The organism is Paraburkholderia sejongensis, assembly GCF_020880815.1.
GTDB classification, from domain to species: domain Bacteria; phylum Pseudomonadota; class Gammaproteobacteria; order Burkholderiales; family Burkholderiaceae; genus Paraburkholderia; species Paraburkholderia sejongensis.
In genome coordinates, this window is record NZ_JAJITD010000002.1 from 480118 (window position 1) to 505835 (window position 25718).

26 protein-coding genes are annotated in these 25718 nt (G+C 65.3%); 7 read left to right on the forward strand and 19 right to left on the reverse strand.

All coding sequences use genetic code 11. From position 1 onward, the window contains the following. Positions 1-124 precede the first annotated feature (124 nt). From cydP to cydX, 4 genes are read left to right on the forward strand one after another with little or no spacing between them, the layout of a single operon-like run. Positions 125-385 carry a cytochrome oxidase putative small subunit CydP gene (gene cydP, locus LJ656_RS05670; RefSeq protein ID WP_230508284.1) on the forward strand — a complete coding sequence of 87 codons (261 nt, stop codon included), beginning with the start codon at positions 125-127 and terminating at the stop codon, positions 383-385. After that, positions 375-1967, forward strand: a complete 1593-nt coding sequence (locus LJ656_RS05675) for a cytochrome ubiquinol oxidase subunit I (protein ID WP_230508285.1) — start codon at positions 375-377, stop codon at positions 1965-1967. The genes cydP and LJ656_RS05675 overlap by 11 nt, the downstream gene beginning before the upstream one ends. 34 nt (positions 1968-2001) lie before the next feature. Then, positions 2002-3138, forward strand: a complete 1137-nt coding sequence (gene cydB, locus LJ656_RS05680) for a cytochrome d ubiquinol oxidase subunit II (protein WP_230508286.1) — start codon at positions 2002-2004, stop codon at positions 3136-3138. A gap of 43 nt (positions 3139-3181) precedes the next feature. Continuing rightward, complete coding sequence (gene cydX, locus LJ656_RS05685) at positions 3182-3298, forward strand: cytochrome bd-I oxidase subunit CydX (RefSeq protein WP_230508287.1); 117 nt, start codon at positions 3182-3184, stop codon at positions 3296-3298. Positions 3299-3387: 89 nt separating this feature from the next. On the opposite strand, the gene nagE is transcribed toward cydX, so the two are convergent. From nagE to LJ656_RS05710, 5 genes are all read right to left on the reverse strand, one after another. Next, positions 3388-5232, reverse strand: coding sequence for an N-acetylglucosamine-specific PTS transporter subunit IIBC (gene nagE / locus LJ656_RS05690; RefSeq protein ID WP_230508378.1), 1845 nt, complete (start codon positions 5230-5232; stop codon positions 3388-3390). A 121-nt stretch (positions 5233-5353) separates the two neighbouring features. Next, on the reverse strand, positions 5354-7945 hold the full coding sequence (gene ptsP / locus LJ656_RS05695) for a phosphoenolpyruvate--protein phosphotransferase (RefSeq protein WP_230508288.1): 2592 nt from the start codon (positions 7943-7945) through the stop codon (positions 5354-5356). An 11-nt stretch (positions 7946-7956) separates the two neighbouring features. Next, positions 7957-8973 carry an SIS domain-containing protein gene (locus LJ656_RS05700; protein WP_230508289.1) on the reverse strand — a complete coding sequence of 339 codons (1017 nt, stop codon included), beginning with the start codon at positions 8971-8973 and terminating at the stop codon, positions 7957-7959. Continuing rightward, entirely contained in the window at positions 8957-10060 is a 1104-nt protein-coding gene (gene nagA / locus LJ656_RS05705) for an N-acetylglucosamine-6-phosphate deacetylase (protein WP_230508290.1), read from the reverse strand. The genes LJ656_RS05700 and nagA overlap by 17 nt, the downstream gene beginning before the upstream one ends. Before the next feature lie 113 nt (positions 10061-10173). After that, the gene (locus tag LJ656_RS05710; RefSeq protein WP_230508291.1) at positions 10174-10908 is read right to left on the reverse strand and encodes a GntR family transcriptional regulator; all 735 of its coding nucleotides are present in this window, start codon (positions 10906-10908) and stop codon (positions 10174-10176) included. 370 nt (positions 10909-11278) lie between these two features. Here LJ656_RS05710 and LJ656_RS05715 point away from each other — a divergent pair, with 370 nt between their 5' ends. Continuing rightward, on the forward strand, positions 11279-12205 hold the full coding sequence (locus LJ656_RS05715; RefSeq protein ID WP_230508292.1) for a bifunctional helix-turn-helix transcriptional regulator/GNAT family N-acetyltransferase: 927 nt from the start codon (positions 11279-11281) through the stop codon (positions 12203-12205). Positions 12206-12305: 100 nt separating this feature from the next. Here the strand turns inward: LJ656_RS05715 and LJ656_RS05720 are convergent, their stop codons facing one another. Next, complete coding sequence (locus LJ656_RS05720; RefSeq protein WP_230508293.1) at positions 12306-13118, reverse strand: MetQ/NlpA family ABC transporter substrate-binding protein; 813 nt, start codon at positions 13116-13118, stop codon at positions 12306-12308. A 252-nt stretch (positions 13119-13370) separates the two neighbouring features. Here LJ656_RS05720 and LJ656_RS05725 point away from each other — a divergent pair, with 252 nt between their 5' ends. After that, positions 13371-13661 (forward strand): YciI family protein, encoded by a 291-nt coding sequence (locus LJ656_RS05725; protein WP_230508294.1) that lies wholly within the window; start codon positions 13371-13373, stop codon positions 13659-13661. 18 nt (positions 13662-13679) lie between these two features. On the opposite strand, the gene LJ656_RS05730 is transcribed toward LJ656_RS05725, so the two are convergent. From LJ656_RS05730 to LJ656_RS05750, 5 genes are read right to left on the reverse strand one after another with little or no spacing between them, the layout of a single operon-like run. Further along, positions 13680-14309 (reverse strand): SCO family protein, encoded by a 630-nt coding sequence (locus tag LJ656_RS05730; RefSeq protein ID WP_230508295.1) that lies wholly within the window; start codon positions 14307-14309, stop codon positions 13680-13682. A 4-nt stretch (positions 14310-14313) separates the two neighbouring features. Next, positions 14314-15219 (reverse strand): heme o synthase, encoded by a 906-nt coding sequence (cyoE, locus tag LJ656_RS05735; protein ID WP_230508296.1) that lies wholly within the window; start codon positions 15217-15219, stop codon positions 14314-14316. 5 nt (positions 15220-15224) lie between these two features. Further along, a complete protein-coding gene (locus tag LJ656_RS05740) occupies positions 15225-16334 on the reverse strand; it encodes a COX15/CtaA family protein (protein ID WP_230508297.1) in 1110 nt (369 codons plus the stop codon). 22 nt (positions 16335-16356) lie between these two features. Continuing rightward, positions 16357-17031 carry an SCO family protein gene (locus LJ656_RS05745; protein WP_230508298.1) on the reverse strand — a complete coding sequence of 225 codons (675 nt, stop codon included), beginning with the start codon at positions 17029-17031 and terminating at the stop codon, positions 16357-16359. 51 nt (positions 17032-17082) lie between these two features. Next, positions 17083-17799: an SURF1 family protein gene (locus tag LJ656_RS05750; protein WP_230508299.1), complete on the reverse strand. Its 717-nt coding sequence runs from the start codon at positions 17797-17799 to the stop codon at positions 17083-17085. A gap of 111 nt (positions 17800-17910) precedes the next feature. Here LJ656_RS05750 and LJ656_RS05755 point away from each other — a divergent pair, with 111 nt between their 5' ends. Next, positions 17911-18120 (forward strand): twin transmembrane helix small protein, encoded by a 210-nt coding sequence (locus tag LJ656_RS05755; RefSeq protein WP_075295184.1) that lies wholly within the window; start codon positions 17911-17913, stop codon positions 18118-18120. A gap of 149 nt (positions 18121-18269) precedes the next feature. Here the strand turns inward: LJ656_RS05755 and LJ656_RS05760 are convergent, their stop codons facing one another. From LJ656_RS05760 to LJ656_RS05795, 8 genes are all read right to left on the reverse strand, one after another. Beyond that, positions 18270-19127, reverse strand: a complete 858-nt coding sequence (locus LJ656_RS05760; RefSeq protein WP_230508300.1) for a cytochrome c oxidase subunit 3 — start codon at positions 19125-19127, stop codon at positions 18270-18272. A gap of 160 nt (positions 19128-19287) precedes the next feature. Continuing rightward, complete coding sequence (locus LJ656_RS05765) at positions 19288-19497, reverse strand: DUF2970 domain-containing protein (protein WP_075295180.1); 210 nt, start codon at positions 19495-19497, stop codon at positions 19288-19290. A gap of 62 nt (positions 19498-19559) precedes the next feature. Beyond that, complete coding sequence (locus LJ656_RS05770) at positions 19560-20192, reverse strand: cytochrome c oxidase assembly protein (protein WP_230508301.1); 633 nt, start codon at positions 20190-20192, stop codon at positions 19560-19562. Positions 20193-20235: 43 nt separating this feature from the next. Further along, positions 20236-20373, reverse strand: a complete 138-nt coding sequence (locus tag LJ656_RS05775) for a cytochrome oxidase small assembly protein (RefSeq protein WP_230508302.1) — start codon at positions 20371-20373, stop codon at positions 20236-20238. A gap of 126 nt (positions 20374-20499) precedes the next feature. Beyond that, positions 20500-22113: a cytochrome c oxidase subunit I gene (gene ctaD / locus LJ656_RS05780; protein ID WP_075295176.1), complete on the reverse strand. Its 1614-nt coding sequence runs from the start codon at positions 22111-22113 to the stop codon at positions 20500-20502. A 44-nt stretch (positions 22114-22157) separates the two neighbouring features. After that, positions 22158-23762, reverse strand: a complete 1605-nt coding sequence (coxB, locus tag LJ656_RS05785) for a cytochrome c oxidase subunit II (protein ID WP_230508303.1) — start codon at positions 23760-23762, stop codon at positions 22158-22160. A gap of 67 nt (positions 23763-23829) precedes the next feature. Further along, positions 23830-24306 carry a DUF2244 domain-containing protein gene (locus LJ656_RS05790; protein WP_184026596.1) on the reverse strand — a complete coding sequence of 159 codons (477 nt, stop codon included), beginning with the start codon at positions 24304-24306 and terminating at the stop codon, positions 23830-23832. A gap of 395 nt (positions 24307-24701) precedes the next feature. Then, the gene (locus LJ656_RS05795; RefSeq protein ID WP_230508304.1) at positions 24702-25667 is read right to left on the reverse strand and encodes a methyltransferase domain-containing protein; all 966 of its coding nucleotides are present in this window, start codon (positions 25665-25667) and stop codon (positions 24702-24704) included. Positions 25668-25718: the final 51 nt, after the last annotated feature.

The following is a 25718-nucleotide window of genomic DNA, read 5'->3' on the forward strand; positions in this document are numbered from 1 at the left end:
ATGGCTAAACCGGATCCCGCGAGGTTCAACTCATACAATCGGCATGCATTCGCCAGTTTGTCCCTTAGCGCGGGCAAGCTGGATCCGGCCGGACTCTCCGGCGTGAAGTCGTTTTCGACCGATCATGACCCTAGCCATCAATCGCAGCAGCTCAGTCCGGTCGCGCTGGCGTAACCGGTTCACCAGGTGGGTGCGTGGCCCAACTCTGGCTCGCGATATCGCTCTCATCCTGGCCATCAAGTTGGTACTACTGATGGTGCTCAAGTACACGTTCTTCAATCATCCGCAGGCGCGACACATGACGCTGCCGCCTGATCAGGTCGCGCACGCACTGCTGTCCGCGTCCGCCCCGCACCCGTCCGAAGGTGATCAACATGCCCGTTAACGAAGTCGTCGAGCTGTCACGCCTGCAGTTCGCCATTACTGCGCTTTATCACTTCCTGTTCGTGCCGCTGACGCTCGGGCTCACCTGGCTGCTCGTCATCATGGAATCCGTCTACGTGATGACCGGCAAACAGATCTACAAGGACATGACCCAGTTCTGGGGCAAGCTGTTCGGGATCAACTTCGCGATGGGCGTCGCCACCGGCCTCACGCTGGAGTTCCAGTTCGGCACCAACTGGGCGTACTACTCGCACTACGTCGGCGACATCTTCGGCGTGCCGCTCGCGGTCGAAGGACTGATGGCGTTCTTTCTCGAATCGACGTTCGTCGGTCTGTTCTTCTTCGGCTGGAACCGGCTGTCGAAAATCCAGCATCTGATCGTTACGTTTTTCGTCGCGATCGGCTCGAACCTGTCGGCGCTGTGGATTCTGGTCGCCAATGGCTGGATGAACAACCCGGTCGGCGCGAGGTTCAACTACCAGACGATGCGCATGGAACTGGACAGCATCGCCGCGGTGATCTTCAACCCGGTCGCGCAGGTCAAGTTCGTGCATACGGTGTCGGCCGGCTACGTGACCGCGGCGATGTTCGTGCTCGGCGTGTCGTCGTGGTATCTGCTCAAGCGCCGCGACATCGAATTCGCGTTGCGCTCGTTCGCGATCGCGGCCGGCTTCGGCCTCGCGTCGACGCTGTGCGTGATCGTGCTCGGCGACGAATCCGGCTACCGCACCGGCGAAGTCCAGCAGGTAAAACTCGCCGCGATCGAATCGGAGTGGGAAACCGCGCCGGCGCCGGCACCGTTCACCGTATTCGGGATTCCGAACCAGCAGGAGCAACGCACCGATTACGCGATCCGCGTGCCGTACGCGCTCGGCATCATCGCCACGCGTACGCTCGACGAGCCGGTGGTCGGCCTGCGCGAGCTGATCACGCGGAACGAAGAGCGCATCAAGAACGGCATGCTCGCGTATTCCGCGCTGCAAAGGCTCAAGGGCGGCGACTCGTCCGACGAAGCGCACGCCGCGTTCGACGCGCACAAGGACGACCTCGGCTACGGTCTGCTGCTCAAGCGTTTCACCGAGAACGTGACCGACGCGACGCCGGCGCAGATCGCCGAAGCCGCCAAAGGCACGATTCCGCCGGTGCTGCCGCTGTTCTTCTCGTTCCGTTTGATGGTCGGCCTCGGCCTGCTGTTCCTTGCGACCTTTGTGCTGGCGTTCTGGTTCTGCGCGCAACGCACGCTGCTGCTCGAGAAGCGCCGCTGGTTCCTGCGCTGGGCCGTATGGGCGATTCCGCTGCCGTGGATCGCCGCCGAACTCGGCTGGATCGTCGCGGAAATGGGCCGCCAGCCGTGGAGCATCGCGGGTATTTTGCCGACCACCCTCGCCGCGTCGAATCTGACGCCGCGCGACGTGTATCTGAGCCTCGCCGGTTTCGTGCTGTTTTATACGGTGCTGTTCATCATTGAGATCATGCTGATGTTCAAGTACGCGCGGCTCGGCCCGTCGTCGCTGCATACCGGCCGCTATCACCACGAAATCGAACAGCGGGCGAGCCAGCCGCTGTCGAGCACGGCCGCGTAACGCGCCGCCACACCGTTCTTGAGGAACCCTCACTATGGACTACGCAACCCTCAAACTGATCTGGTGGGTTTTGATAGGTGTACTGCTGATCGGCTTCGCGCTCACCGACGGCTTCGATATGGGCGCGGCGATCCTGCTGCCGTTCATCGCTAAAACGGACTCCGAGCGGCGTATCGTCGTGAACACGGTCGGCGCGACCTGGGAAGGCAATCAGGTCTGGTTCGTGACCGCCGGCGGCGCGATGTTCGCCGCGTGGCCGCTCGCCTATGCCGCATCGTTCTCGGGTTTTTACTTCGCGATGCTGCTGGTGCTGTTCGCGCTGTTCTTCCGCCCGGTCGGCTTCGACTATCGCGGCAAACGCGACGACCCGCGCTGGCGCACCGCATGGGACTGGGGCCTCTTCATCGGCGGGCTGGTGCCGGCGCTCGTGATCGGCGTCGCGTTCGGAAATCTGCTGCAAGGCGTGCCGTTCTCGTTCGACACCGATCTGCGCTCCACCTATCACGGCAGCTTCTGGGGCCTGCTCAATCCGTTCGCGCTGCTGGCCGGGCTCGTCAGCGTGGCGATGCTGACCGCGCATGGGGCCGCGTTCGTCAAATGGAAGACCGACGGCGTGATTCACGAGCGCGCGTCGAAAGCGCTGCGGCTCGCCGCGCTGGCCGCGGTGGTGCTGTTCCTGATCGCCGGCGCGCTGGTCGCCACGGTGATCGGCGGCTATCAGATCGTCGACGCGCCGCCGCTCGACGCGGTCGCTAACCCGCTGCTCAAAACCGTGATCGGCGCGCCGGGGCTGTGGCTCACCAATTACTCGCTCTATCCGTGGATGGTGATCGCGCCGCTCGCGGGTCTCGTCGGCGGCGTGCTCGCGTTGCTGCTCGCACGCTCGCGCTTCGAGGCCTCGGCGTTTCTCGCGACCTCGCTGATGGTCGTCGGCGTGATCCTGACAGCGGGTTTCTCGATGTTCCCGTTCATCATGCCTTCCTCGCTCGACGGCCGCAGCAGCCTGACCATGTGGGACGCGACGTCGAGCCACCTGACGCTCGAAATCATGCTGGTCGCGGTGATCATCTTCATGCCGCTGATTCTGCTCTACACCGGCTGGGTGTATCGGGTGATGCGCGGCAAGGTGACCGCCGCGGCGCTGAAGGAAAACAACCATTCGATGTACTGAACTTGAACGACGTAACGTTTAACGGAATCAACAGGAGTTCGTGATGTGGTATTTCAGTTGGGTGCTCGGCGTCGGCGTCGCATTGGCGTTCGGGGTCATCAATGTACTTTGGCTCGAGTCGCGCGACGCGATGCACGCGGCAAAGCAGACGACGCGCTAGTTCTGCGGCGCGAGCTGTAGGCGCCAAAGCAAAAGCGGCACCTTGAAATCAAGGTGCCGCTTTTTGTTTCTGGCCGGTGGGCCGGACGATCAGGCCGGCACCGCGGCCGCCCCCGCTGCTCCGCCCAGCGACGGCAGACGCTCGGCGAGTGTCTGCGCGTAGCGCTGCGCCGCTTCGCCGACGACGATATGGAACGTGTCGGTCGACACCCATGCGGTATCGAGCGCGGCAAGACGCTGACGATCGACCGCCGCCGGATCGTTTACCACCACCCGCAGGCGCGTCGCCGCGACCGCATTGAGCGACACCACGTTAGCCGCACCGCCGAACGCGTCGAGCCAACGCAACGGATCGTGGCCGAGCGGGGCGCCTTGCGCCGCCTGCGCCGCCTGCGCCGCCTGCGCCCCTTGCGCCGCTTGCGCGGATTGCGCAACCTGAACGCTCGACACAGCCACGCCAGCCCCAGCCGCAGCCGCAGCGCTGCCCGCGGCGTGGGCTACGCCGCCCTCACCCTTCGCAATCGCGGTACGCATCTCATCGGCAATGATGTCCGCCTCCGGCCCGATGATCACCTGCACGCTATTGCCGCCGCGCTTGAGCACGCCCCGCGCGCCGATCGACTTCAGCTCACTCTCCGACACCTTGTCCGCATCGACGACCGACAGACGCAGACGCGTCGTGCACGCATCGACGACCGACAGATTCGCCGCGCCGCCGAGCGCCGCGATATAGCGCAGCGCACGCGGAGCTGCTGCGGTTGCCGCAGCCGGCGCCACCAAACCACCGCTCGCCGCGACCGGCTCTGCCGGCGCGTCGGCGGCGGCCGGCTCGCGGCCCGGCGTCGCCATGTTGAACTTGCGGATGAAGAAGCGGAACAGCCCGTAATACACGATCGAGTACACGATGCCGAGCGGAATCGCCCACCAGCCCTTGGTCGACAGACCGAAGTTCAGCACGTAATCAATGAAGCCCGCCGAGAACGTGAAGCCCAGGTGAATGCCGAGCGCCGAGCAGATCGCGAGCGACAGCCCCGTCAGCAGCGCGTGGATCGCATACAGCACCGGCGCGAGAAACATGAAGCTGAATTCGATCGGCTCGGTGACACCGGTCAGGAACGAGGTCAGCGCCATCGACGCGAGCAGGCCGAACACCATCGCGCGGCGTTCCTTGCGCGCCTCGTGATACATCGCCAGACACGCGGCCGGCAGGCCGAACATCATCACCGGGAAGAAGCCGGTCATGAAGGTGCCCGCGGTCGGATCGCCGGCGAAGAAGCGATGCAGGTCGCCGGTGACCGGCGCGCCGCCGGCCGGCGTGAAGGTGCCGAACACGAACCACGTCAGCGAGTTGAGGATGTGATGCAGACCGGTAACGAGCAGCAGCCGGTTCAGCACGCCGAACACGAACGCGCCCAGCGCGCCAGCGGTGGTCAGCCAGTGTCCGGCGACGTCGATCGCCCCCTGCACCGGCGCCCACACGTGCCCGAATATGATCCCGAGCACCACGCAGGCCACCCCTGTCGCTATCGGTACGAAGCGTTTGCCGCCGAAGAACGCGAGGTAGTCGGGCAGTTTGATGTCCTTGTAGCGGTTGTACAGCAGCCCCGCGACGATCCCCGCGATGATCCCCGACAGCACGCCCATGTTGAGCTTGTCGTTGATGTCCTTCATCACCGCGATCTGCACCAGATAGCCGACCGCGCCGGCCAGACCCGCGACGCCGTTGTTGTCCTTCGCGAAGCCGACCGCCACGCCGATCGCGAACAGCAGCGGCAGGTTGTCGAAGATCGCGCCGCCCGCATCGGCGATCATCTTGATGTTGAACACATCGGGCTGGCCGAGGCGCAGCAGCAGGCCGGCAACCGGCAGCACCGCGATCGGCAGCATCAGCGCGCGTCCCAGCTGCTGAATTTTCAGAAACGGATTCCCATCCATGGCCATCTCCAATCCTTGTCTCGTAGTCGAACGTGTTGATTGATTTGCACAGCTAATTGAGGTTGAAGCCGCTCGCGCGTCGGCTGGTGTGCAGCAGCTAACGCGCAGCGGGTGGGTAAATTCAGTCGAGCGGCCAGGTCGCGCGGCTCGCCGCGCGGACTGCCTGCGCGGAGTCGAGCGCGAGCGCATCCTGCGCGCGCTGGCGGCACAGCGGGTAGTCGAGCGTGCGAACCCGCGCCTTGATGCCGGGCACCGACACCGGATCGACCGACAGCTCGGTCACGCCGAGCCCGACGAGCAGCGGCATTGCGAGCGGATCGCCCGCGAGCGCGCCGCACACGCCGACCCACTTGCCGTGCTTCGCCGCGCCTTCGACGGTCGCCGCGATCAGGCGCAGCACCGCCGGATGCAGACCGTCGGCCTGGGCCGCGAGATCGGGCTGGCAGCGGTCCATTGCGAGCGTGTACTGGGTCAGATCGTTGGTGCCGATCGAAAGGAAATCCGCGTACTGCGCGAGCTGGTCGGCAAGCAGCGCCGCCGACGGCACTTCGATCATCACGCCGACTTCGACCGGCTCGGTGCGGCCTGCCTCGCGCGCGAGTTCGTCGATCCGCTTGCGGATCCGCACGAGTTCGGCGGCGTCGGTGATCATCGGCAGCAGGATGCGCACCGCGCCGAGCGGGCGCACCGCGAGCAGGCCGCGCAACTGATCGTCGAGCAGATCGGGGCGCACCTGCGCGAGCCGCACGCCGCGCAGGCCGAGCGCCGGGTTCGGTTCGGGCGGCAGCGTCAGATAATCGACTTCCTTGTCGGCGCCGACATCGAGCGTGCGGATGATCGCGGTGCGACCGGCCAGTGCGTCGACGATTGCCTGGTAGCTCTGACGATGTTCGTCGGCGCTCGGCGCGGCCGGGCGATGGATGAACAGCAGCTCGGTGCGCAGCAGGCCGACCGAGTCGGCGCCGTTGTCGGCGGCCGCCTTCGCGTCGTCGAGCGTGGCGATGTTCGCGGCCACTTCGATCGCGCGGCCGTCGGCGGTCGCCGCCGCCTGTTGCGACGTGCGGCGGTTCGCTTCGCGCACGTCGGCGAGCCGGCTGCGTTCGCGCCGCGCGCGTTCGACATCGAGTTCGGTCGGCGCGAATTCGAGCCGGCCGGTGCCCGCGTTCACCACCACTTGCGTGCCTTCCGGAATCGCATGCAGCGCGTCGCCGATCGCGACCAGCGCGGGAATGCCGGCCTGGCGCGCGAGAATCGCCGCGTGCGAGGTCGCGCCGCCGCGCGCCATCACGAGCGCGGTGACCCGCGTGCGATCGAGCGACGACAGATCGGACGGCGTGAATTCCTCGGCCGCGAGCACCGCTTCGTCGGGCAGCACACGTGCCGCGCTGCTGGTATAGCCGAGCGCGCGCAGCACGCGTTTTTCGATGTCGCGCAGATCGGCCGCGCGTTCGGCGAGCAATGCATCCTCGACATTGCTAAGGACACCGATCTGTGCGCGGATCGCTTCACGCCACGCAAAGCCGGCGCTTTTGCCGAGGCTAATCAGATCCCGCGCGGCATCGAGCAGCGTCGGATCTTCGAGCAGCACCCGATGCACGGCGAAAATGCCCGCCTCGCCGACCGCGCCGCGTTGCGACGCGTCGCGCACCACCGTGTCGAGATCGCTGTCGACGAGGGCAATCGCCTTGTCGAGCAGGCGGCTTTCCGCCGCCGACGTGCCGCTCGCCTGCTCGGGCGGATCGAGGTCGGCGTCGTCCCAGCGCACCAGCTTGCCGACCGCGACGCCCGGCGCCGCGCACACACCCGCAAGGGTGTTCGGCGCGAGCGCCTCGCCGCTGGTCGGACGCGCAGCGGCCGCAGCCGCGGCCGGCTGGCGCGCCGGTTTCTGTTCGACTTCGCCGTGGACCTCGCGGGTCAGCTCGTGAGCGACCGCATCGACGGCGGCCTGCGCCTGCGGACCGACAGCAAGCAACTCGACGCTCGCGCCTTCGCCTGCGCCCAGCCCCAGCAGACCGACCACGCTGCCGATCGCCGCCTTGCGACCGTCGTAACGCACCTCGACGCGCGCGTCGAAAGCGCGCGCCGCTTCACGCGCGCGGGCCGCCGGCCGTGCATGCAAACCGCCGGGCTGCGTCAACGTGATCTGCCGGCGCGCTTCCTCGACGACCTGCGCGGCGCTCGCCTCGCGCGCCGCATCATGGCTGACGCCGTCGCGAGCACGCACCACCAGCAGCCGCGTTTCACCGGCGCGTGCCAGCCCGGCCGGCGCGCGCTCGAGCACCTCGAATGCATCCGAGTTCGCAATCGCGATCACTGACACGAGGCTCGGCGCAGTCAGCGCAACCTGGTCCTGGTCGAACTCGATCAGCACGTCGCCGGCGTGCACCTGTGTACCCTGCTCGACCATCGGCGCAAAACCCTTGCCGTTCAGCTCGACCGTGTCGATACCGATATGCAGCAGAATTTCCACACCCTCGGCGCTCGCCAGCGTGACCGCGTGACCAGTGCGCGCGAGATGCGTGACGACGCCGTCGCACGGCGCGACCAGACGCCCCTCGAGCGGATCGATGCCGATGCCGTCGCCGAACATGCCACCCGAAAACACCGGGTCCGGCACGTTCGCGAGCGGCACGACCGGACCGGTCAACGGCGCGAGCAAAACAATGTGAGCTTCGGAATGACTCATCAGGCTGGACTTCTCGACACGTCGCATCTGCATTCTCGTCAGTGAGTTTCGGTGACTTTGTTGAGATGACGTGGCGCATCGGGATTGCGCCCGCGCGCGGCGGCAAGATCCGCAGCCATCACGTAAAAGGACAGGATCGCGGCGATCGGATCGAGCGCCGCGTGAGCGGTCGGCGCGAGCGGCAGCGACGCCTCCGCGACATCGTCCGGCGCCGCCAGCAGCACGCGCGCGCCCCGCGCGCGCATGTCGTGCGCGAGTTGCAGCAGACCCGCCTGCTCCGGCCCGCGCGGCGCGAACACCAGCAGCGGATAGTCGCGATCGATCAGCTCCATCGGACCGTGCCGTACTTCCGCGCTCGAAAACGCCTCGGCCTGAATGCCGGAGGTTTCCTTCAGCTTCAGCGCGGCTTCCTGCGCGATCGCGAGACCGAGACCGCGGCCGATCACGATCATCCGCTCGATGCCGCGCAATTCGCCCACCGCCATCGACCAGTCGAGCCGGCCCGCGCGTTCCAGCGCATCGGGCAGCGACGCGAGCGCGCCGAGCAGCTCGGCGTCGTTCTGCCAATGCGCGACCAGCTGCGCGGAAATCGACAGCATCGCGATATAGCTCTTGGTGGCCGCAACGCTCAGTTCCGGCCCGGCGAGGAGCGGCAATTGCCATTCGCATGCGTCGGCAAGCGGCGAGGACGGCGCGTTCACCGCCGCGACCGTCAACGCACCGGCGGCGCGCAGCGCGTTCATCGTGCCGACCAGATCCGGGCTCTTGCCCGACTGCGAAAATGCCAGCGCGAGCTGATCGCGCACCTGCAACGGCGCCTGCTGCAACGTCGCGACCGACATCGGCAGCGACGCGACCGGCACGCCGAGGCGGCTCATCGTCAGGGATGCGAAGTAACTGGCGGCGTGGTCCGAGCTGCCGCGCGCGACCGTCAGCGCGACGTGACGCGGTTGTTGCGCGAGCTTCGCGGCGAGCGCCGCGACCCGCGAGGTGTCCGAGAGTTGCGCGGCGACCGTGGCAGCGGACGCGAGCGCCTCTTTAAGCATATTCGACAATGGCTTCTCCTTCGACGTAAGTTGCGGCGAGCGCCAGTTCGCGATCGAACACGACCACGTCGGCCCACGCGCCGCGCGCGATGCGGCCACGGTCTTCGATGCCGAGATAATCGGCGGCATAGCGCGACAAACGATTGGATACATCGGCGATCGGCAGGCCGATCGAGACAAGATTGCGCAGCGCCTGGTCCATCGTCAGCGTGCTGCCGGCGAGCGTGCCATCGGCAAGGCGCACGCCGCCGAGGCACTTGGTGACGTGCTGGCTGCCGAGGCGGTATTCGCCGTCGGGCATGCCGGTGGCCGAGGTGCTGTCCGTCACCACGTACAGGCGAGGGATCGCGCGCAACGCGCCGCGGATCGCGCCCGGATGAACGTGCAGCAGATCGGGAATGATTTCGGCGTACTCCGCATGCGCGAGCGCGGCGCCGACAAGTCCGGGATTGCGGTGATGCAGCGGCGACATCGCGTTGAACAGATGGGTGAAGCCGCACGCGCCGTGCTTGAGCGCGGCGACCGCGTCGTCGTAGGTGCCGAGCGAATGGCCGAGCTGTACGCGCACGCCGCGCGCCGCCATCTCGGAGATGATCTCCATATGGCCGGCGATTTCGGGCGCGAGCGTAACGACGCGGATCGGCGCGATCGACAGATACTTGAGCACCTCGTCCATCACCGCCGAGACCGCCGCGTCAGGTTGCGCGCCGAGCTTGCCGGGGTTGATGTAAGGCCCTTCCAGATGCACGCCGAGCACGCGCGCGCAACCCGGTGTGCGCACCCGCGCGACGTCGCCGAGCCCGGCGACCACGCTCATCAGCTCGTCGCGCGGCGCGGTCATCGTGGTCGCGAGGAGGCTAGTGGTGCCATAGCGCGCATGCGTGCGGGTGATCGTTTCGATCGCGTTGCCGGCCTCCATCACGTCGGCGCCGCCGCCGCCGTGCACGTGCAGATCGATGAAGCCGGGCAGGATGTACGGCGCGTCGTTCTTCGACGGATCGACGGGCGTGCCGTTCAGCGCCGTGATGCGGCCGTTTTCGAATTCGAGCGTGCCGTGGATCCAGCCATCAGTGGTGAGTATGTTTCCGGTCAGCATGAGTCTCTCTGGTGCGTGATACGTGTGCGGCAAATTCGGGTTCGCCGGGTTCGCGGCCTGCTCGGGCCGCGTCGTCGGGGGTGCGTTGCAGATGCGCGCTTCAGGTACGCAACTCACGTGCGTAACTCAGCGACGAAATCGTAGTAGTCGTCGCGGCAGTAAGTATCGGTCAGCTCGATCGCGCGCTGATCGGCGCTATAGCCGATACGGGTAATGACCAGCAGCGCGGTGCGCGGTTCTAGGTCCATCAGCGCGGCGATCTCGCTCGACGCGTTGACCGCGCGAAAGTGCTGCAGCGCGCGCACGACCGCCGCGCCGCGTTGTTCGAGATAGCTGTACAGCGAGTCGCCGATCGCGTGCGGATCCGGCACCGTCGCGACCGGCAGCGCCGAGTGCTCGACCGCCATCACGATCCCGTCCGCGCGCCGCAGCCGCCGCAGGCTCGCGACCGCCGCGCCCGGCGACAGGCCGAGATGCAGCAGCTCGTCGCGATTGGCGGCGCGCACCTCACGCTCGAGCCATACCGAGTCCGGCCGGAAGCCGCGCTGCTCCATCTTCTTCGTGAAGCCGGTTAGGCGCGACAGCGGATCCTCGACGCGCGGCGTGATGAAGCTGCCCGCGCCACGCGCGCGCCGGATCAGCCCCTGCTCGACCAGCAGTTCGATCGCCTTGCGCGCGGTGATGCGGGACACGCCGATCGCATCGGACAGCGTGCGCTCCGACGGCAGCGCCTCGCCGGCCGACCACACGCCGCAATGGATCGCGGTCGCAAGATTGCGGGCGAGTTGCAGGTATAGCGGCGTGACGTTGCGCGCGTCAGGCATCAAGGCGGACCAGCGAGTTTCCATGGTGCTCCAAGCAACGCCGCAGACAGCGCGACCCGAAAATTTGAGAGCCCATTATATAACCAACATAATACCAGTCAATAAACTGGTTCTATGCTGGATCGACCGGGCTGTGAGCCTTGCTGGGCAAGGCTCACAGCCCTCTACAGCGGGACTGGATGGGGCGATTTATTGATCGGGATTTACCCGTATCAGCGGCGAGATAAACATACCAGCGGGCTTTCTTAAACGCTTCCTTTACCCGCGACAGCCCCCTCGATTGATACCTGTTTAATACCAATCGTCAGCGACCGGATCGCGCTGCTTGGTAAAACAGGGCCGGGCCAATATAGTGCGGTGTAGCCATCGATAAAAACTCCCCGGGGAGTCGCCCTTGACCGATTCCGAGGCGCTGCGACGCGCTCAGGCCGTCCGCCATTTCAACCGCTTCTATACGCGGCGCATTGGCGCGCTCCACGAGCATCTGGCGAAAAGCGAGTTCTCGCTCACCGAAGTGCGCGTGCTGCACGAGCTGTCGCGCGGGCGCGCGCAAACCGCGTCGGTGCTCGGGCGGGCGCTCGGGCTCGACAGCGGCTATCTGAGCCGCCTGCTGACCAGTTTCGAGCGCCGCAACCTGATCTCGCGCCGCCCGTCCGATACCGACGCGCGCCAGTCGCTGATCGCGCTCACCGAACACGGTCACGCGACCTACGCGCCGCTCGATGCGGCCGCCGTGCAGGAAGTGCTGGGCCTGCTCGACCAGTTGAACGCGCTGTCACAGGAACATCTGATCGCCGCGATGAAGCGGATCGAACGGCTGCTCGACGAGCGGCCGACGCAGGCGCGCGTGCTACTGCGCCTGCCGCGCAGCGGCGAGTGCGGCTGGCTCGTCCATCGCCAGGCGCAGTGGTTTGCCGCGCAACACGGCTGGGATCAGACCTTCGAGGGCCTGCTGGCGCGCATCGTGGCCGACTATGCGCAGCGCAACGATCCGCTGCGCGAGCGCTGCTGGATCGCCGAGCAGGATGGCGTGGTGGTTGGTTCGGTATGCGTCGTCGGAGTCTCCACGACCGTGGCGGGCGTGCGTCTACTGTGGGTCGAGCCGGACGCGCGGCGGCTCGGCGTCGGCACCGACCTGCTCGGCGAATGCGTGCGCTTCGCGCGGCGCGCGGGCTACACGAAACTCACGTTGACCACCGCGAGCATGTTCGTCGAACCGCGGCGGCTGTGCGAGCGCGCCGGCTTCAGGCTAGCCGGCGCGGCGGCGGAGCGCCGCTTTGGCCACGAGCTGACGATCGAACGATGGGAGCTGGAGCTATGAAAAAAGGCACGCGCCGCGGGGGCTACGTGCCTTCTTCTGATTCGATGATTCGATGATTCGCTGCGGCGCGCTCAGCGCGTGAGCGCGACCGCCGTGGTCGTTAGAACGACGGCACCATCGAACCCTTGAACTGCGTCTTGATGAACTGGCGCACGTCTTCCGACTGGTACGCGGCGACCAGCTTCTTGACCCACGGCTGATCCTTGTCCTTCGCGCGCACCGCGATCAGGTTCGCGTACGGGCTGTGGATGTCTTCGAGCGCGATCGCGTCTTTGGTCGGCTGCAGGTTGGCGGCCAGCGCGAAGTTCGTGTTGATCACGGCGGCGTCGACATCGGCGAGCGAGCGCGGCAGCTGCGCGGCGTCGAGTTCGACGAACTTGATCTTCTTCGGGTTCTCGGCGATGTCGAGCGGCGTCGCATTGTTGCCGCCGGTGCCCGCGCCAGCCTTCAGCTTGATCACGCCTTGCGACTGCAGCAACAGCAGCGCGCGGTTTTCGTTCGACGGATCGTTCGGCACCGCGACCTTGCCGCCCTGCGGCAGATCCTTCAGCGACTTCAGCTTCTTCGAGTACGCGCCGAGCGGCGAGATGTACGTGAGGCCCGCGTTCGCGAGCTTGTAGCCGCGCTGCTTGATCTGGCTGTCGAGATACGGCTGATGCTGGAAGCTGTTCGCGTCGAGGTCGCCTGCGTCGAGCGCGGCGTTCGGCTGGATGTAGTCGTTGAATTCGACGACCTTCACGTTCAGGCCGTCGCGCTTCGCGACCTTGGTGACGACTTCCCAGATCTGCGCGTCCGGGCCGCCGATCGTGCCGACCTTGATGACCTTGTCGTCGGCGTGCGCGCCGAAGCTGGTCAGGATTGCCGCGCCGGTGACGACCGCGATAAGGGCTTTGAGGAGATTTCTGCGCTGCATGTGTTTCTCGCTGTTGCTGATCGACTCGATGTCGATCGGACTCCGGACAGTGCCGGAACCGGATAAGAAAACTCGCGGCGCACTCGTTCAGGCAGGCGCGCCGTCGGCCAAACCACGAATTGTTTCATATGGCCGGCAAGTTGGGAAATACCCTGATCGCATATGGGTATGCGGGGCTAAGTGTTCGTGAATGGTCGCATAATCAAGGCCGCGGCCGCCGACGGCCCCACTCGATCGCCACTGAGAACAACCATGTACGTAATCAACCTCGTCTACACCGCCCCGCTCGATCGCATCGACGACGCACTCGACGCGCATCGCGCGTTTCTCGCGAAGCAGTTCGACGCGGGCATTTTCGTAGCGGCGGGGCCGAAGGTGCCGCGCGACGGCGGCATCATCATTGCGGTGCGCATCGAGCGCGACCGGCTCGACAGGATTCTCGCTAGCGATCCGTTCGCCGAACAGGGGCTGGCGCGCTATGAAGTGACGGAGTTCAAAACGACGCGGCTCGCAGCGGGGCTGAATGTACCGATCCCGGTTTGAGCGCTAGAAGATAACGAATCACCCAAGCAGCAGCTTGATGTCGTGCACCCACGGCGTCGCACCCTGCCCGTCACGGACGAACAGCCGCAGCTTGCCGTCGGTGTCGAACACGTAGCTCGCGGCCGTGTGATCCATCGTGTAGCTGTCGGGCGTCTTGCCGGGCACCTTCGCATAATAGACGCGGAAGTCCTTCGCGATCTTCGCGAGCTGCGCGTCGTTTTCCGGACGCAGACCGACAAAGCCCGGATTGAACGCCGGCACGTATTGCGCGAGCAATTGCGGCGTATCGCGCTCGGGATCGACGGTCACGAACAGCACCTGCACGCGCTTCGCGTCTTCCGGGCCGAGCTGCTGCAAGGCCTGCGACAGTTCGGCCATCGTCGTCGGGCAGACGTCTGGACAATGCGTATAGCCGAAGAACAGCACCACCACCTTGCCCTTGTAGTCGGCCAACGTGTGGACCTTGCCGGAGGTATCGGGCAACGCGAAGTCGCTGCCGAACTGGGTGTTGCCGGTGATGTCGAGATTCGAGAAGGCCGGCGGCTGCTGGCCGCAGCCCGTCACCATCAAGGTGGCGCCCAGCGCGCCGCCGAGCGCGCAAGCCATCACAGCGGCGCGCGCGACGCGCGCAAAGCGGTTCTTGAGCATGGTGTTACGCGCCGATCACGACGCGCGCGTAATGGTCGATCAGCAACGCCGCGAACAGCAGCGACAGATAAACGATCGAATAACGGAAGGTTGCGCGGGCGAGATCGTCCGAATACTCCCGGTAGATCTTCCACGCATACGCGAGGAACACGGCGCCGAGCAGCACCGCAGACACGAGATACACAACGCCGCTCATGTCCGAGATAAACGGCATCAGCGACACCGCGAACAGGATCACCGTATAGAGCAGGATATGCAGACGCGTGTATTTTTCGCCGTGGGTGTTCGGCAGCATCGGCAGACCGGCGTTTTCGTAGTCCTTGCGGCGATACAGCGCGAGCGCCCAGAAATGCGGCGGCGTCCACACGAAGATGATCAGCACCAGAATCCAAGCGTCGCCCGGCACATGACCGGTGACCGCGGCCCAGCCGAGCGCCGGCGGCATCGCGCCCGACGCGCCGCCGATCACGATGTTCTGCGGCGTGGCCGGCTTCAGCAACAGCGTATAGATGACCGCATAACCGACGAAGGTGGCGAGCGTGAGCCACATGGTCAGCGGATTGGCGAACGTGTACAGCGTCCACATGCCGAGGCCGCCGAGCACGGCCGAAAACAGCAGAATCTGCGTGGTGGTGATTTCGCCGCGCGCGGACGGACGCCACGATGTGCGGCGCATCTTCGCGTCGATCTGTTGTTCGACGAGGCAATTGATCGCGAACGCGGCGCCGGCCAGCAGCCAGATGCCGACGGTGCCGCCGATCAGGACGGTCCACGGAACCATGCCGGGCGTCGACAGAAACATGCCGATGACCGCGCAAAAAACCGCGAGTTGCGTAACGCGCGGCTTGGTGAGTGCAAGATATTGGGAGACCCGGCTACCGGGCGTCTGGGAGAGTGTCGTGCTGTCCATGTGAGTCACGCTGGCGCGGCATCGCGCGCGGGGAGCACGGCGCGGCCGGGACGGCTATAAGCGATCCGAAAGTTTAACATAACGAGCAATAGCAGCAGGATCGCGGCGCCACCGTTGTGGGCGACCGCGACCGGTAGCGGCCATTGCAGCACGATGTTCGACAAGCCCGTGACGAACTGGATCAGCACCACCAGCAGCACGCCGTCGGCCGGCCGGCGCAGCGATTCGAAGCGGCGCATTTTCACCGCGAACCACACCAGATAGGCGATCACGACGAACGCGAAGGTGCGATGGGTCCAGTGAATCGCGACTAGCGCGTCCTGCGTGATCACGTCGCCGCTGGCGGTCATGCCGAGCGCGCGCCACAGGTGGAAACCGTGCGCGAAGTCCATCGGCGGAAGCCATTGGCCGTTGCAGGTCGGGAAGTCGGTGCAGGCGAGCACCGCGTAATTGGTGCTGACCCAGCCGCCGAGCGCGATCTGCACGACCAGCAGCGCCAGCCCCGCGAGCGCCGCCGCGCGCCAGCGCGCGATCTGCGGCTCGTAGGCGGGCAGCGGCGTCAGCCGCGCTGCGAGCCAGCCGAGCGTGCCGAGCAGCGCGAGACCGAGCAGCAGGTGAATGGTCACGATCACCGGTTGCAGCTTCATCGTCACGGTCCACGCGCCGAACGCGCCCTGCACGAGGATCAGCAGCAGCAGCGAGGTCGGCCACCACGGCGACACGTGCAGCGGCCGGCGCTTGATGCGCGCGGTCCACGCGATCACCGTCTGCGCGATGATCAGCACGCCGATCGCCATCGCGAAGTAGCGGTGGATCATCTCGATCCACGCCTTGGTCATGCTGACGGGACCGCTCGGCATCGCCTGATAGGCGGCGGAGATCGCCGCGTGCGCGATGAACGGCGACGAGGTGCCGTAGCAGCCCGGCCAGTCCGGGCAGCCGAGACCGGAATCGGTGAGGCGGGTGAAGCCGCCGAACATCACCAGATCGAGTGTCAGGAAGGTAGTGAGCCAGACCAGCTTGCGGAATTTGTTGTCGTCGGCCTTGACCCATACGTAGGACAGCGGCAGCAACGCGATACACAGGCCGATCAAGGCCAGTTGCAGTACGAACATCTTGGTTACCCTGTTTGCGGCATCAGCCGATCCGCGACCATTTCAGCAGCTTGGTCAGATCGCTCTTGATCTTGCTCGGATTTGCGTCCTTCGGGAAACGCATCATCAGATTGCCGTTCGGATCGACCAGGTAGATATGGTCGGTGTCGCGCGTCCCCGTATCGGCCGGCAGCCACGCGGCGACCTGCGCGGGGTCGGCGATCAGTATGTTGGTGTCGGGGTAGGCGGTTTGTATCACATCGGCGACCTTGCCCGCATCGGTGCGCAGCCACACCTCCACGACGCGCTCGCGTTCCGGACCCTGGGCTGCGCGGATTTGTCGCATGAAGTAGAGCTTGGTCACGCAGGCTTTGTCGCACTCGCTGCCGTCGACCGAAATCATCAGCCAGTGCCCGCGCAGCGACGCAAGCTTGAGCGGCTTGCCGTCCTCGCCGGTGACCGTCAGCGCGTCGGGAATCGGCCGCTGCGGTTGGATCAGCGTGCCGTAGTTGGTGCTGCCGCCCGCCGGCTTCACCACGTAATAGACGAAGTACGAGATCGCGATCGGCGCCGCGCAGACCACCGCGAGCAGCAACAGCACCCAGCGGCCGCGCTGCCACGAGCCCGGGCCGTTCGGTTGACCGGGGATCGGCTTGGTCGTGGCGGGCTTGCCGGCGGGTTTGCCAGCTTGCGGCGAACGGGGAGTTTGAGTCGACACTACAGAACCTCTTTCGATGATTGGACGGCGCGCGGCCGGCCGTAGACTACCTCAAGCGCCCGGCGCGTGCCGCCTTCTGCCCGCGCGGCGCGCCGCATAGAGGCCGAAGCCGAGCGCGGCGGCGGCCATGCCCCACCACTGCAGCATGTAGCCGTAGTTGCGCTCGACGCCGGTGGTCGGCGCGGGCCAGTCGCGCACGAGGCCGTCGCCGGTCTTGCCGGTTTGCTGGATCACGAACGCCTGCAACGGCAGCCCGGTTTCGGCCGCATACGCGCGGACGTCGAGATTCTGGCGGATCCGCTGATGCGCGGCGGAACCGCCCTGCCCGAGTTCGAACGCGCGCGACGCATCGGCGCGCGCGATCCCTTCGATCTCGACCTCGCCCGCGGGCGTCGAGTACGGCGCGATCGTCTCGCGATTGCTCATATTGCGCGGCAGCCAGCCGCGATTGACCAGCACGTAGCCGCCGTCGGCCAGTTTAAAAGGCATCACGACGTAAAAACCGGGCTGGTCGTTATACGGACGATTATCGAGGTACACGACTTTGTCCGCGACGAAACTGCCGCGCGCCTTCACGCGATGAAATTCGACGTCCTTCAGCGCGAGCGGCGCGGCGCCGACCGGCAGCGCGGGCGCGTTCTCGAACTGCGTGATGCGCGCTTCGAGCGCTTCCTTCTGATGCGCGCGATCGCGCTGCCAGAAACCGAGCCGCACGGTCACGGCGACCACCAGCATGATCAGCAGCGCGGGAATCAGGCGAGACTTCATGAGAGGCGCTCCGGCACCGTGTTCAGGGCCGCCGGGGACCTGCGGCAGAGGCCCGCGCGCGGTGCGATAATAAATGTCTTGCCACTGCGCTTTCCGGTTTCAGTCGGTTCCATGCACATCATCGTTCCCATTGCCTTTGCACTGATCATCGCCAGCATGATTTCAGCGCTGTATTTCATGATGCACGACAAAGGCAAGACCAAGCGGATGGTCTGGTCGCTCGCCACGCGGGTCGGGCTGTCGATCTCGCTGTTCCTGCTGATCCTGTTCGCGCACTGGATGGGCTGGATTCAGTCGACCGGGATCCCATACGGGCGCTGAGCCAGCCGCGCCGCAATCGCCCCCGAGCAAACAAAACGCCGCCCCGACAGGTCGAGGGCGGCGCTGCATTGATCCTTGCATACTGCTCGTGCGCGCCGCCCGGCGGGCGTTTTCGCGCACGACCCGCGGCTCGCGCGGGTCCGACTGCGTTACAGCCAGTACACGACGACGTACAGACCCAGCCACACGACGTCGACGAAGTGCCAGTACCAGGCCGCGCCTTCGAACGCGAAGTGATGCTCGGCCGTGAAGTGGCCGCGAATCAGCCGCACCAGAACCACTGCCAGCATCGTGCCACCGAGGAACACGTGAAAACCGTGGAAGCCCGTCAGCAGGAAGAACGTCGAACCGTAGATGCCCGACGACAGCGTCAGGTTCAGTTCGTTGTACGCGTGGAAATATTCGAATCCCTGCAGGAACAGGAAGCAGACGCCCAGCACCAGCGTCGCCGCCAGCCAGCCGATCGCCTTCTTGCGATGGTTGTCGCGCAGCGCATGGTGCGAGACCGTCAGCGTCGCGCCCGACGACAGCAGCAGCGCGGTGTTGATGGTCGGCACCGGCCACGGTTGCATCGACTTGTAGGTCGACACCAGCGCCGCCGGACCGTTGTTGGGCCACACCGCGGTGAAATCCGGCCAGATCAGCTTGAAGTCGAGGCTGCCGAGCTGATGCAGCGCGATTTCGCGCGCATAGAACAGCGCACCGAAGAACGCGCCGAAGAACATCACTTCGGAGAAGATGAACCAGCTCATGCTCCAGCGATACGAGCGGTCGACGTTCTTGCCGTACATCCCGCCTTCCGACTCGGCGATCGCGTCGCCGAACCAGTGCCACAGCGTGAACAGCAGCCACAGCAAACCGGCGAACACGCCGAGCGGCGCCCAGCTCTGCTCGTTGATCCACGCCGCAAGCGATCCGAGCATGACCAGCAACCCGGCAGCGGCGCTGATCGGATGCCGCGACGGATGCGGTACGAAATAGTACGGGCTCTCGTTTTGACCGCTCATTCTTGATTCTCCACTTCAGTCCAGTTGTTCCGGAATCCCCGGCTGTATCCTCGGCGGCGCGTCGATACCGCACCGCTTCACTCTAATTCGTGGGCGCCGCCGCGCCCCGCTGCTGCTCGCGCCCGCCGCTCTCACGGCACGCGCGCGCACTGAAGACCGCTCAACCGACGACCGCGCGCACGATCAGGATCAGCACCCCGATGAAGATCGCCGCGCCGATCAGCGCCGCCACGATCACGTGCAGCGGGTTCAACTGCGTCGCATCCGCCTCCAGATGGCTGCGCTTGCGCACCCCGAAAAACGACCAGAACACTGCGCGCATCGACTGCCCGAAACTGCTTTTGCGCGGACCGCCGCCGTTATCGCTCATCTTGCTTCGTCTTCCTCGTTTCTTCCGCCGGCTTCACCGCTTACGCCGGCCTCAGGTCGGCTTCAGGTCGGCTTCGCGGCGGTCGCCGCGGGGTTGGCCGCGTTGCCCGCATTCGCCTTGGGCAGCGCCTCGTCCGCGTTCGCCGCCGCCGGCGTATTCAACTCAAAAAAGGTGTACGACAGCGTGATCGTCTTCACGTCCTTCGGCAACTTCGGGTCGACCACGAACACCACCGGCATCCGCTTGCTCTCGTTCGCCGTCAACGTCTGCTGCGTGAAACAGAAACACTCGATCTTTTTGAAAAACTCGGTCGCCTGCTTCGGCGCGTAGCTCGGAATCGCCTGCGCGCGAATCGTGCGCGCCTGCTGATTGCTGACGTCGTACATGACCGTCGTCACTTCGCCCGGATGCACGTCCATACTGCGCTGCTCCGGCATGAAACCCAACGGACCACGCGCGTTCGCGTCGAATTCGATCGACACCGTGCGGCTCATGTCGACCTGCGTGTTCTTCGCCTCGCGCGCGCTGGTGTCGCGCTGCACAAGGTTGTTCACGCCGGTGATCTCGCAGATCGCCCGATAGATCGGGATCAGTGCGAAACCGAAGCCGAACATCATCAACGCGACGACGAACAGCTTGATCAGCATCGAACGGTTGAAAGAGCGGTCGGCCTCGGCCGGCGGTTGCGTCGACATCTGAATCCTCAACAAACCTGCTAACAGACTTCAAGCGACGGCGTCAGCCGCTGAACCAGCACTGCTTGACAACGATGCTGGCGAAAAACATCGCCGCGATGGCCAGCATCACCAGCCCGATGCGCCGGTTGCCCGCGCGAATCTGCTCCGGCGTACGTCGTTCGTGTGGATTGCGCGTCATGCTCGACATTCTTAATACCTGTCTCGGGTGGCGCCGCCGCGCTGGCGGCGGCCGCCTCGCGAAGCACCGGCTTGTCCGGCTGCGCGCTAGCGCAGCCCGGCAACCCGGCACCTCGACCGGTGCTGCTTACTCGACGGTCGGCGGATGCTCGAACGTGTGGAACGGAGCCGGGCTCGGTACGGTCCACTCGAGGCCGGTTGCGCCGTCCCACGGCTTGTCGCCCGCTTCGACGTGTTCGCCGCCGCCACGGTAGGCCGGCAGCGCGACCGCGAACAGGAAGTAGACCTGCGCGAGACCGAAGCCGAACGCGCCGATCGAGATCACCTGGTTCCAGTCCGTGAACTGGGCCGGGTAGTCCGCATAACGACGCGGCATGCCGGCAAGACCGACGAAGTGCATCGGCAGGAACGCGAGGTTGAAGAAGAACATCGACGCCCAGAAGTGGATCTTGCCGCGCGTCTCGTTGTACATCCAGCCGGTCCACTTCGGCGCCCAGTAGTACCACCCGGAGAACAGCGCGAACAATGACCCGGCCACCAGCACGTAGTGGAAGTGCGCGACCACGAAGTAAGTGCCGTGATACTGGATGTCGAGCGGCGCCATTGCGAGCATCAGACCCGACAGGCCGCCGAACGTGAACACGATCAGAAAGCCGACCGCGAACAGCATCGGGGTTTCGAACGACAGCGCGCCGCGCCACATCGTTGCAACCCAGTTGAACACCTTCACGCCGGTCGGCACCGCGATCAGCATCGTCGCGTACATGAAGAACAGCTGGCCGGTGACCGGCATGCCGGTTACGAACATGTGGTGCGCCCAGACCATGAACGACAGGATCGCGATCGATGCCGTCGCGTAGACCATCGAGCTATAGCCGAACAGCGGCTTGCGCGCGAACGCCGGAATCACCTGCGAGACGATCCCGAACGCCGGCAAGATCATGATGTACACCTCGGGGTGCCCGAAGAACCAGAAGATGTGCTGGTACATGACCGGGTCGCCGCCGCCCGCCGCATTGAAGAACGACGTGCCGAAGTGACGGTCGAACAGCACCATCGTGATCGCGCCCGCCAGAACCGGCATCACGGCGATCAGCAGGTACGCGGTGATCAGCCAGGTCCACACGAACATCGGCATCTTCATCAGCGTGAGGCCGGGAGCGCGCATGTTCAGGATCGTCACGACGATGTTGATACCGCCCATGATCGACGACGCCCCCATCAGGTGGACCGCGAAAATCGCGAAGTCCATGCCCGGGCCCATCTGCGTGGAGAGCGGCGCGTACAGCGTCCAGCCCGCGGCGGTCGCGCCGCCCGGCGAGAAGAACGAACCGACCAGCAGCACCGCGGCAACCGGCAGCAGCCAGAAGCTGAAGTTGTTCATCCGCGCGAAGGCCATGTCCGACGCGCCGATCTGCAGCGGCACCATCCAGTTCGCGAAGCCGACGAAGGCCGGCATGATCGCGCCGAACACCATGATCAGCCCGTGCATGGTGGTCAACTGGTTGAAGAACTCGGGCCGCATGATCTGCAGGCCCGGCTCGAACAACTCGGCACGGATCATCAGCGCCATCACGCCCCCGGACAGGAACATGGTGAACGAGAAGATCAGGTACAGCGTACCGATGTCCTTGTGGTTGGTTGCGAACAGCCAGCGACGCCAGCCGTGCGGCGTTTCGTGGCCGTGGTCGCCGTGCACGTGCTCGTGGCCCGCGACTACATCGTGTCCGATGCTAGACATGACTATCTCCTAAAGCGAATTCTGCGGTGCTGACCATGAACACGTCAGGCCGCCGGACTGATCTGGACACGCCGCGCTTCCTTCGCGTCGGTGCCGCCCGTGATCGATTCCGGCTTCTTCAAAATAATATGGTCTTCGGCAATGCCGGCTGCTTTCAGTGCGTCGCGCACGGCTTCGGCACGATCCTTTGCGAGCTTCGCGTTCAGATCGGCGGAACCGCTTGCGTCGGTGAAGCCCGACAGCGTGAATTTCGCATCCGGATGCGCCTTCGCGTACGCGCTAGCGGCGTCGACCGCCGCTTTCGCGTCGGCCGGCAGCGTGCTCTTGCCGGTCTCGAAGTAGACGCTCGCCGGCAGCGTGGCCGCAGCTGCGCCGTTGTCCGCGCCCGCAGCCGGCGCGGAGGCCGCTTCCGGAGCCGATGCCGCGGCAGCCGCGCCCGCGTCGGCCAGATGGTTGCCGCCTTCGGGCAGCTTGCCGTTGCGCGCGTCGGCCACCTGCTTCGGCTGCAGAATGTCGCCGGTGTGGTTGCCCCACGAGTTACGTTCGTACGTGACCACCGAAGCGATTTCGACGTCGTTCAGCGTCGGCGCCCACGACGGCATCGCATTCTTGCCCTTCAGCACGAGGCTCACGTGTTCCGCGAGCGGGCCGTTGGCGATCTTGCTGCCGTCGAGCGCCGGGAATGCGCCCGCGCCCTTGCCGGTCGGCTGGTGGCAGACCGCGCAGTTCGCCGCATACACCTTGCCGCCGCGCTCCATCAGCTCGGCCATCGTGTAGGTCTTGTTCGGATCGTCCTGGCCGGCGGCCATTTTCTTCTTCTGCGCGTCGACCCACTTCGCGTAGTCCTCGGCGGACAGCACTTCGACGACGACCGGCATGAACGCGTGTTCCTTGCCGCACAGTTCGGTACAGAAGCCGCGGAACGTGCCGGTGCGATTAGCCTTGAACCAGGTGTCGCGCACGAAGCCCGGAATCGCATCCTGCTTCACGCCGAAAGCCGGCACGTACCAGGAGTGGACTACGTCGTTCGCGGTTGTGATGATGCGCACTTTTTTGTCGACCGGCACCACCAGCGGGTTGTCGACTTCCTGCAGATACAGCGTGGAAATCGGCTCGCGGCCTTCGGTCTGCGCGCGCGGGGTGGACAGCGTCGACAGAAAGTTGATGCCTTCGCCCGGACCCTTCACGTAGTCGTAGCCCCACTTCCACTGGTAGCCGGTGACCTTGATCGTGAGATCGGCGTTCGAGGTGTCCTTCATCGCGACGACGGCCTTGGTGGCGGGGAGCGCCATCAGCACGACGATGACGAACGGCACGATCGTCCAGATGATTTCGACGGTGGTGCTTTCGTGGAAATTGGCTGCCTTGTAGCCCTTCGACTTGCGGTGCGCGAAGACCGAATAGAACATCACCGCGAACACGCCGATGAAGATCACCGTGCACAGGACCAGCATGAACATGTGGAGGCTGAACAGCTCCTCAGCGATTCTCGTTGCAGGCGGCTGGAGATTGATCGCATTGACGGCGGGGCCGCCGGGAGCATCGCCCACTGCCAGGGCCGCACCGGCGAAAAGCATTCCGCTCGTCGCCAGCACGCTCGTGAGCGCTCGCTTGATTGTTTTCATAGCTTCCTTACCCAAATTTTCCATTCAAACCCCTCGACCCCGCTGGCAACGTGTCGCGCGCCCCTTGAACGCCGCGTGCCCGGCACCACCTTCAACACCGTGCCAGCCACATCCGCAGTTCGCCTGCGAACTGCGCGCGCCGATTCTGCGCGAGATGCTGCCCGATCATGATCGTCTGCCCGCGCGAGACCAGCTTGATCTGATCGCGCGGCGTTGCGCCCGGCTCGATCCGCACCCAGCGCGGATTGAATTCGAACTGCGTAATCTGCTCGGCGCTGACCTGCTCGATCACGAGCCGGTTCGGAAACAACCGGATGCGCTCGTAATCGACAGCATGACGCGCATATATTGCAAACGCGATGCCCACCGCCAGCAACTCGATTCCGGTGAACGGCAGCACCAGCCAGGCGCCGACCAGAACCAGCATGAAAGCTATTGCCAGCGAGAACAACGCAAGCGACACGTACAGACAGACGAATTGCCGCGGCGATATCGAACAGTTGCGTTTCATGGTCCAGTCCCTGAGGACCGGCTCCGAATCCGCCAGCAGATGATCTGAAGCGCCCATCGCTGCCTCCTGCGAATCGTCGCGTCCGGCCTGCCTTCTTCTACTCCGGATGCATCTTGCGGCCGCCGCGTTTGCCTGCACTTGCATCACTGCGTGCGACCGCCCGAACCACTACCGCATCACCCCATATTGCAGCCCTGCGCGTTGGCGCTCGTCGCCCCAAATGTAGGAACCTCGGGCGACAAACTGACGCATTATAGGCGCGATCCATAGGCACGACAAGCAAGCCCAGAATGGCCCGCAAGCCCGGCGCGACAAGCCTTAGCGCCATTTTTTGCGGGCTTTTACGGCTCTCCCGGAGAGCAAATTCCAGGCATAACAGATGTCGTCTTTACCGCTTTAACAACACGTCGTCCGCAACGTCGACAAGCTATTGATGACAAGCGCGCAATCTGCTAACGACGCTTCGACGGCCCCCGTCCGATGTCCTCGAGCCGCACGATTCCGTGCCCCTCGGCGGTCGTGCGCGGCACCGCTTTCCATGCGTGGCCGTAGATCACTTCGAAGGTCAGCGCGATCGTGCCGTCGGCGCGCCGGCGCGCTTCGAGCGCAGCCAGCAAAGCCTTGTGCAGCCGCCGCGCGAGGGCGCCCGGCAGCGCTCCGCGCTCGAACGGATAGGCGCCCCAGCGGCGCACGTCCGCGAGCAGCGACTCGGGCGACTTGTAGGTGATTGTCAGCGTCTCCTGGTCCATCACCGGAATCTCGAAACCGGCCTCGACCAGCATGTCGCCGAGATCGTGCATATCGACGAAGTCGATCACATGCTTGCGCGACGCGACGCCGTGCGCGGCCTCGATCTCGGCATACGCGCCGCGCAACTCCTTCAGCGTATCGGGACCGAGCGTGCTGAACATCAGCAGGCCGTTGACCTTCAGCACGCGCTGCCATTCCGGCAACACCAGATCGGGCCGCGAATGCCAGTGCAGCGCGAGATTGGACCAGATGAATTCGAACGCGCCGGCCGCGAACGGCAGCGCCGAGAAGTCGGCCTGCGCGAAACGCGGGCCGCGCGCGCCGAGCGCCTTGCCGAGCGAAGCCGGCAGAAAGCGCCGCCAGCTGGTGTCACCCGCATCGTGACGCAGCGCGCGGCTCAGCATCCCGTGCGAGAGATCGGTGCCGAACACCGGCGCCTCGGGGAAGCGTTCGCGCAAGCCGGGTATGTCGTCGCCGGCGCCGCAGCCGGCGTCGAGCACGCTCGCGGGCGCCACCTTGATGTAATCGAGACGCTCGCGCATCCGCTGCGCAATCTCGCGCGGCAGGAATGCAACCTCGTCGAAGCTGGTGGCGCGGCGATCGAAAATACGCCTGAGGCGCCGTGAATCATTGGCCGGACGGCCAGATTGAGCGGGTGTTGGAGACATGAGTGTCGTGCTGGCGTAGAGCTCGAAGTATACTCGTTCGCTTCCCCGCAT

Coding starts and splice junctions, on each gene's coding strand:
- cydP (WP_230508284.1), top strand. CDS start 125: ATGACCCTAGCCATCAATCGCAGCAGCTCAGTCCGGTCGCGCTGGCGT.
- LJ656_RS05675 (WP_230508285.1), top strand. CDS start 375: ATGCCCGTTAACGAAGTCGTCGAGCTGTCACGCCTGCAGTTCGCCATT.
- cydB (WP_230508286.1), top strand. CDS start 2,002: ATGGACTACGCAACCCTCAAACTGATCTGGTGGGTTTTGATAGGTGTA.
- cydX (WP_230508287.1), top strand. CDS start 3,182: ATGTGGTATTTCAGTTGGGTGCTCGGCGTCGGCGTCGCATTGGCGTTC.
- nagE (WP_230508378.1), bottom strand. CDS start 5,232: ATGGATGGGAATCCGTTTCTGAAAATTCAGCAGCTGGGACGCGCGCTG.
- ptsP (WP_230508288.1), bottom strand. CDS start 7,945: ATGCGACGTGTCGAGAAGTCCAGCCTGATGAGTCATTCCGAAGCTCAC.
- nagA (WP_230508290.1), bottom strand. CDS start 10,060: ATGCTGACCGGAAACATACTCACCACTGATGGCTGGATCCACGGCACG.
- LJ656_RS05710 (WP_230508291.1), bottom strand. CDS start 10,908: ATGGAAACTCGCTGGTCCGCCTTGATGCCTGACGCGCGCAACGTCACG.
- LJ656_RS05720 (WP_230508293.1), bottom strand. CDS start 13,118: ATGCAGCGCAGAAATCTCCTCAAAGCCCTTATCGCGGTCGTCACCGGC.
- LJ656_RS05725 (WP_230508294.1), top strand. CDS start 13,371: ATGTACGTAATCAACCTCGTCTACACCGCCCCGCTCGATCGCATCGAC.
- LJ656_RS05730 (WP_230508295.1), bottom strand. CDS start 14,309: ATGCTCAAGAACCGCTTTGCGCGCGTCGCGCGCGCCGCTGTGATGGCT.
- cyoE (WP_230508296.1), bottom strand. CDS start 15,219: ATGGACAGCACGACACTCTCCCAGACGCCCGGTAGCCGGGTCTCCCAA.
- LJ656_RS05740 (WP_230508297.1), bottom strand. CDS start 16,334: ATGTTCGTACTGCAACTGGCCTTGATCGGCCTGTGTATCGCGTTGCTG.
- LJ656_RS05750 (WP_230508299.1), bottom strand. CDS start 17,799: ATGAAGTCTCGCCTGATTCCCGCGCTGCTGATCATGCTGGTGGTCGCC.
- LJ656_RS05755 (WP_075295184.1), top strand. CDS start 17,911: ATGCACATCATCGTTCCCATTGCCTTTGCACTGATCATCGCCAGCATG.
- LJ656_RS05760 (WP_230508300.1), bottom strand. CDS start 19,127: ATGAGCGGTCAAAACGAGAGCCCGTACTATTTCGTACCGCATCCGTCG.
- LJ656_RS05765 (WP_075295180.1), bottom strand. CDS start 19,497: ATGAGCGATAACGGCGGCGGTCCGCGCAAAAGCAGTTTCGGGCAGTCG.
- LJ656_RS05770 (WP_230508301.1), bottom strand. CDS start 20,192: ATGTCGACGCAACCGCCGGCCGAGGCCGACCGCTCTTTCAACCGTTCG.
- LJ656_RS05775 (WP_230508302.1), bottom strand. CDS start 20,373: ATGACGCGCAATCCACACGAACGACGTACGCCGGAGCAGATTCGCGCG.
- ctaD (WP_075295176.1), bottom strand. CDS start 22,113: ATGTCTAGCATCGGACACGATGTAGTCGCGGGCCACGAGCACGTGCAC.
- coxB (WP_230508303.1), bottom strand. CDS start 23,762: ATGGAAAATTTGGGTAAGGAAGCTATGAAAACAATCAAGCGAGCGCTC.
- LJ656_RS05790 (WP_184026596.1), bottom strand. CDS start 24,306: ATGGGCGCTTCAGATCATCTGCTGGCGGATTCGGAGCCGGTCCTCAGG.
- LJ656_RS05795 (WP_230508304.1), bottom strand. CDS start 25,667: ATGTCTCCAACACCCGCTCAATCTGGCCGTCCGGCCAATGATTCACGG.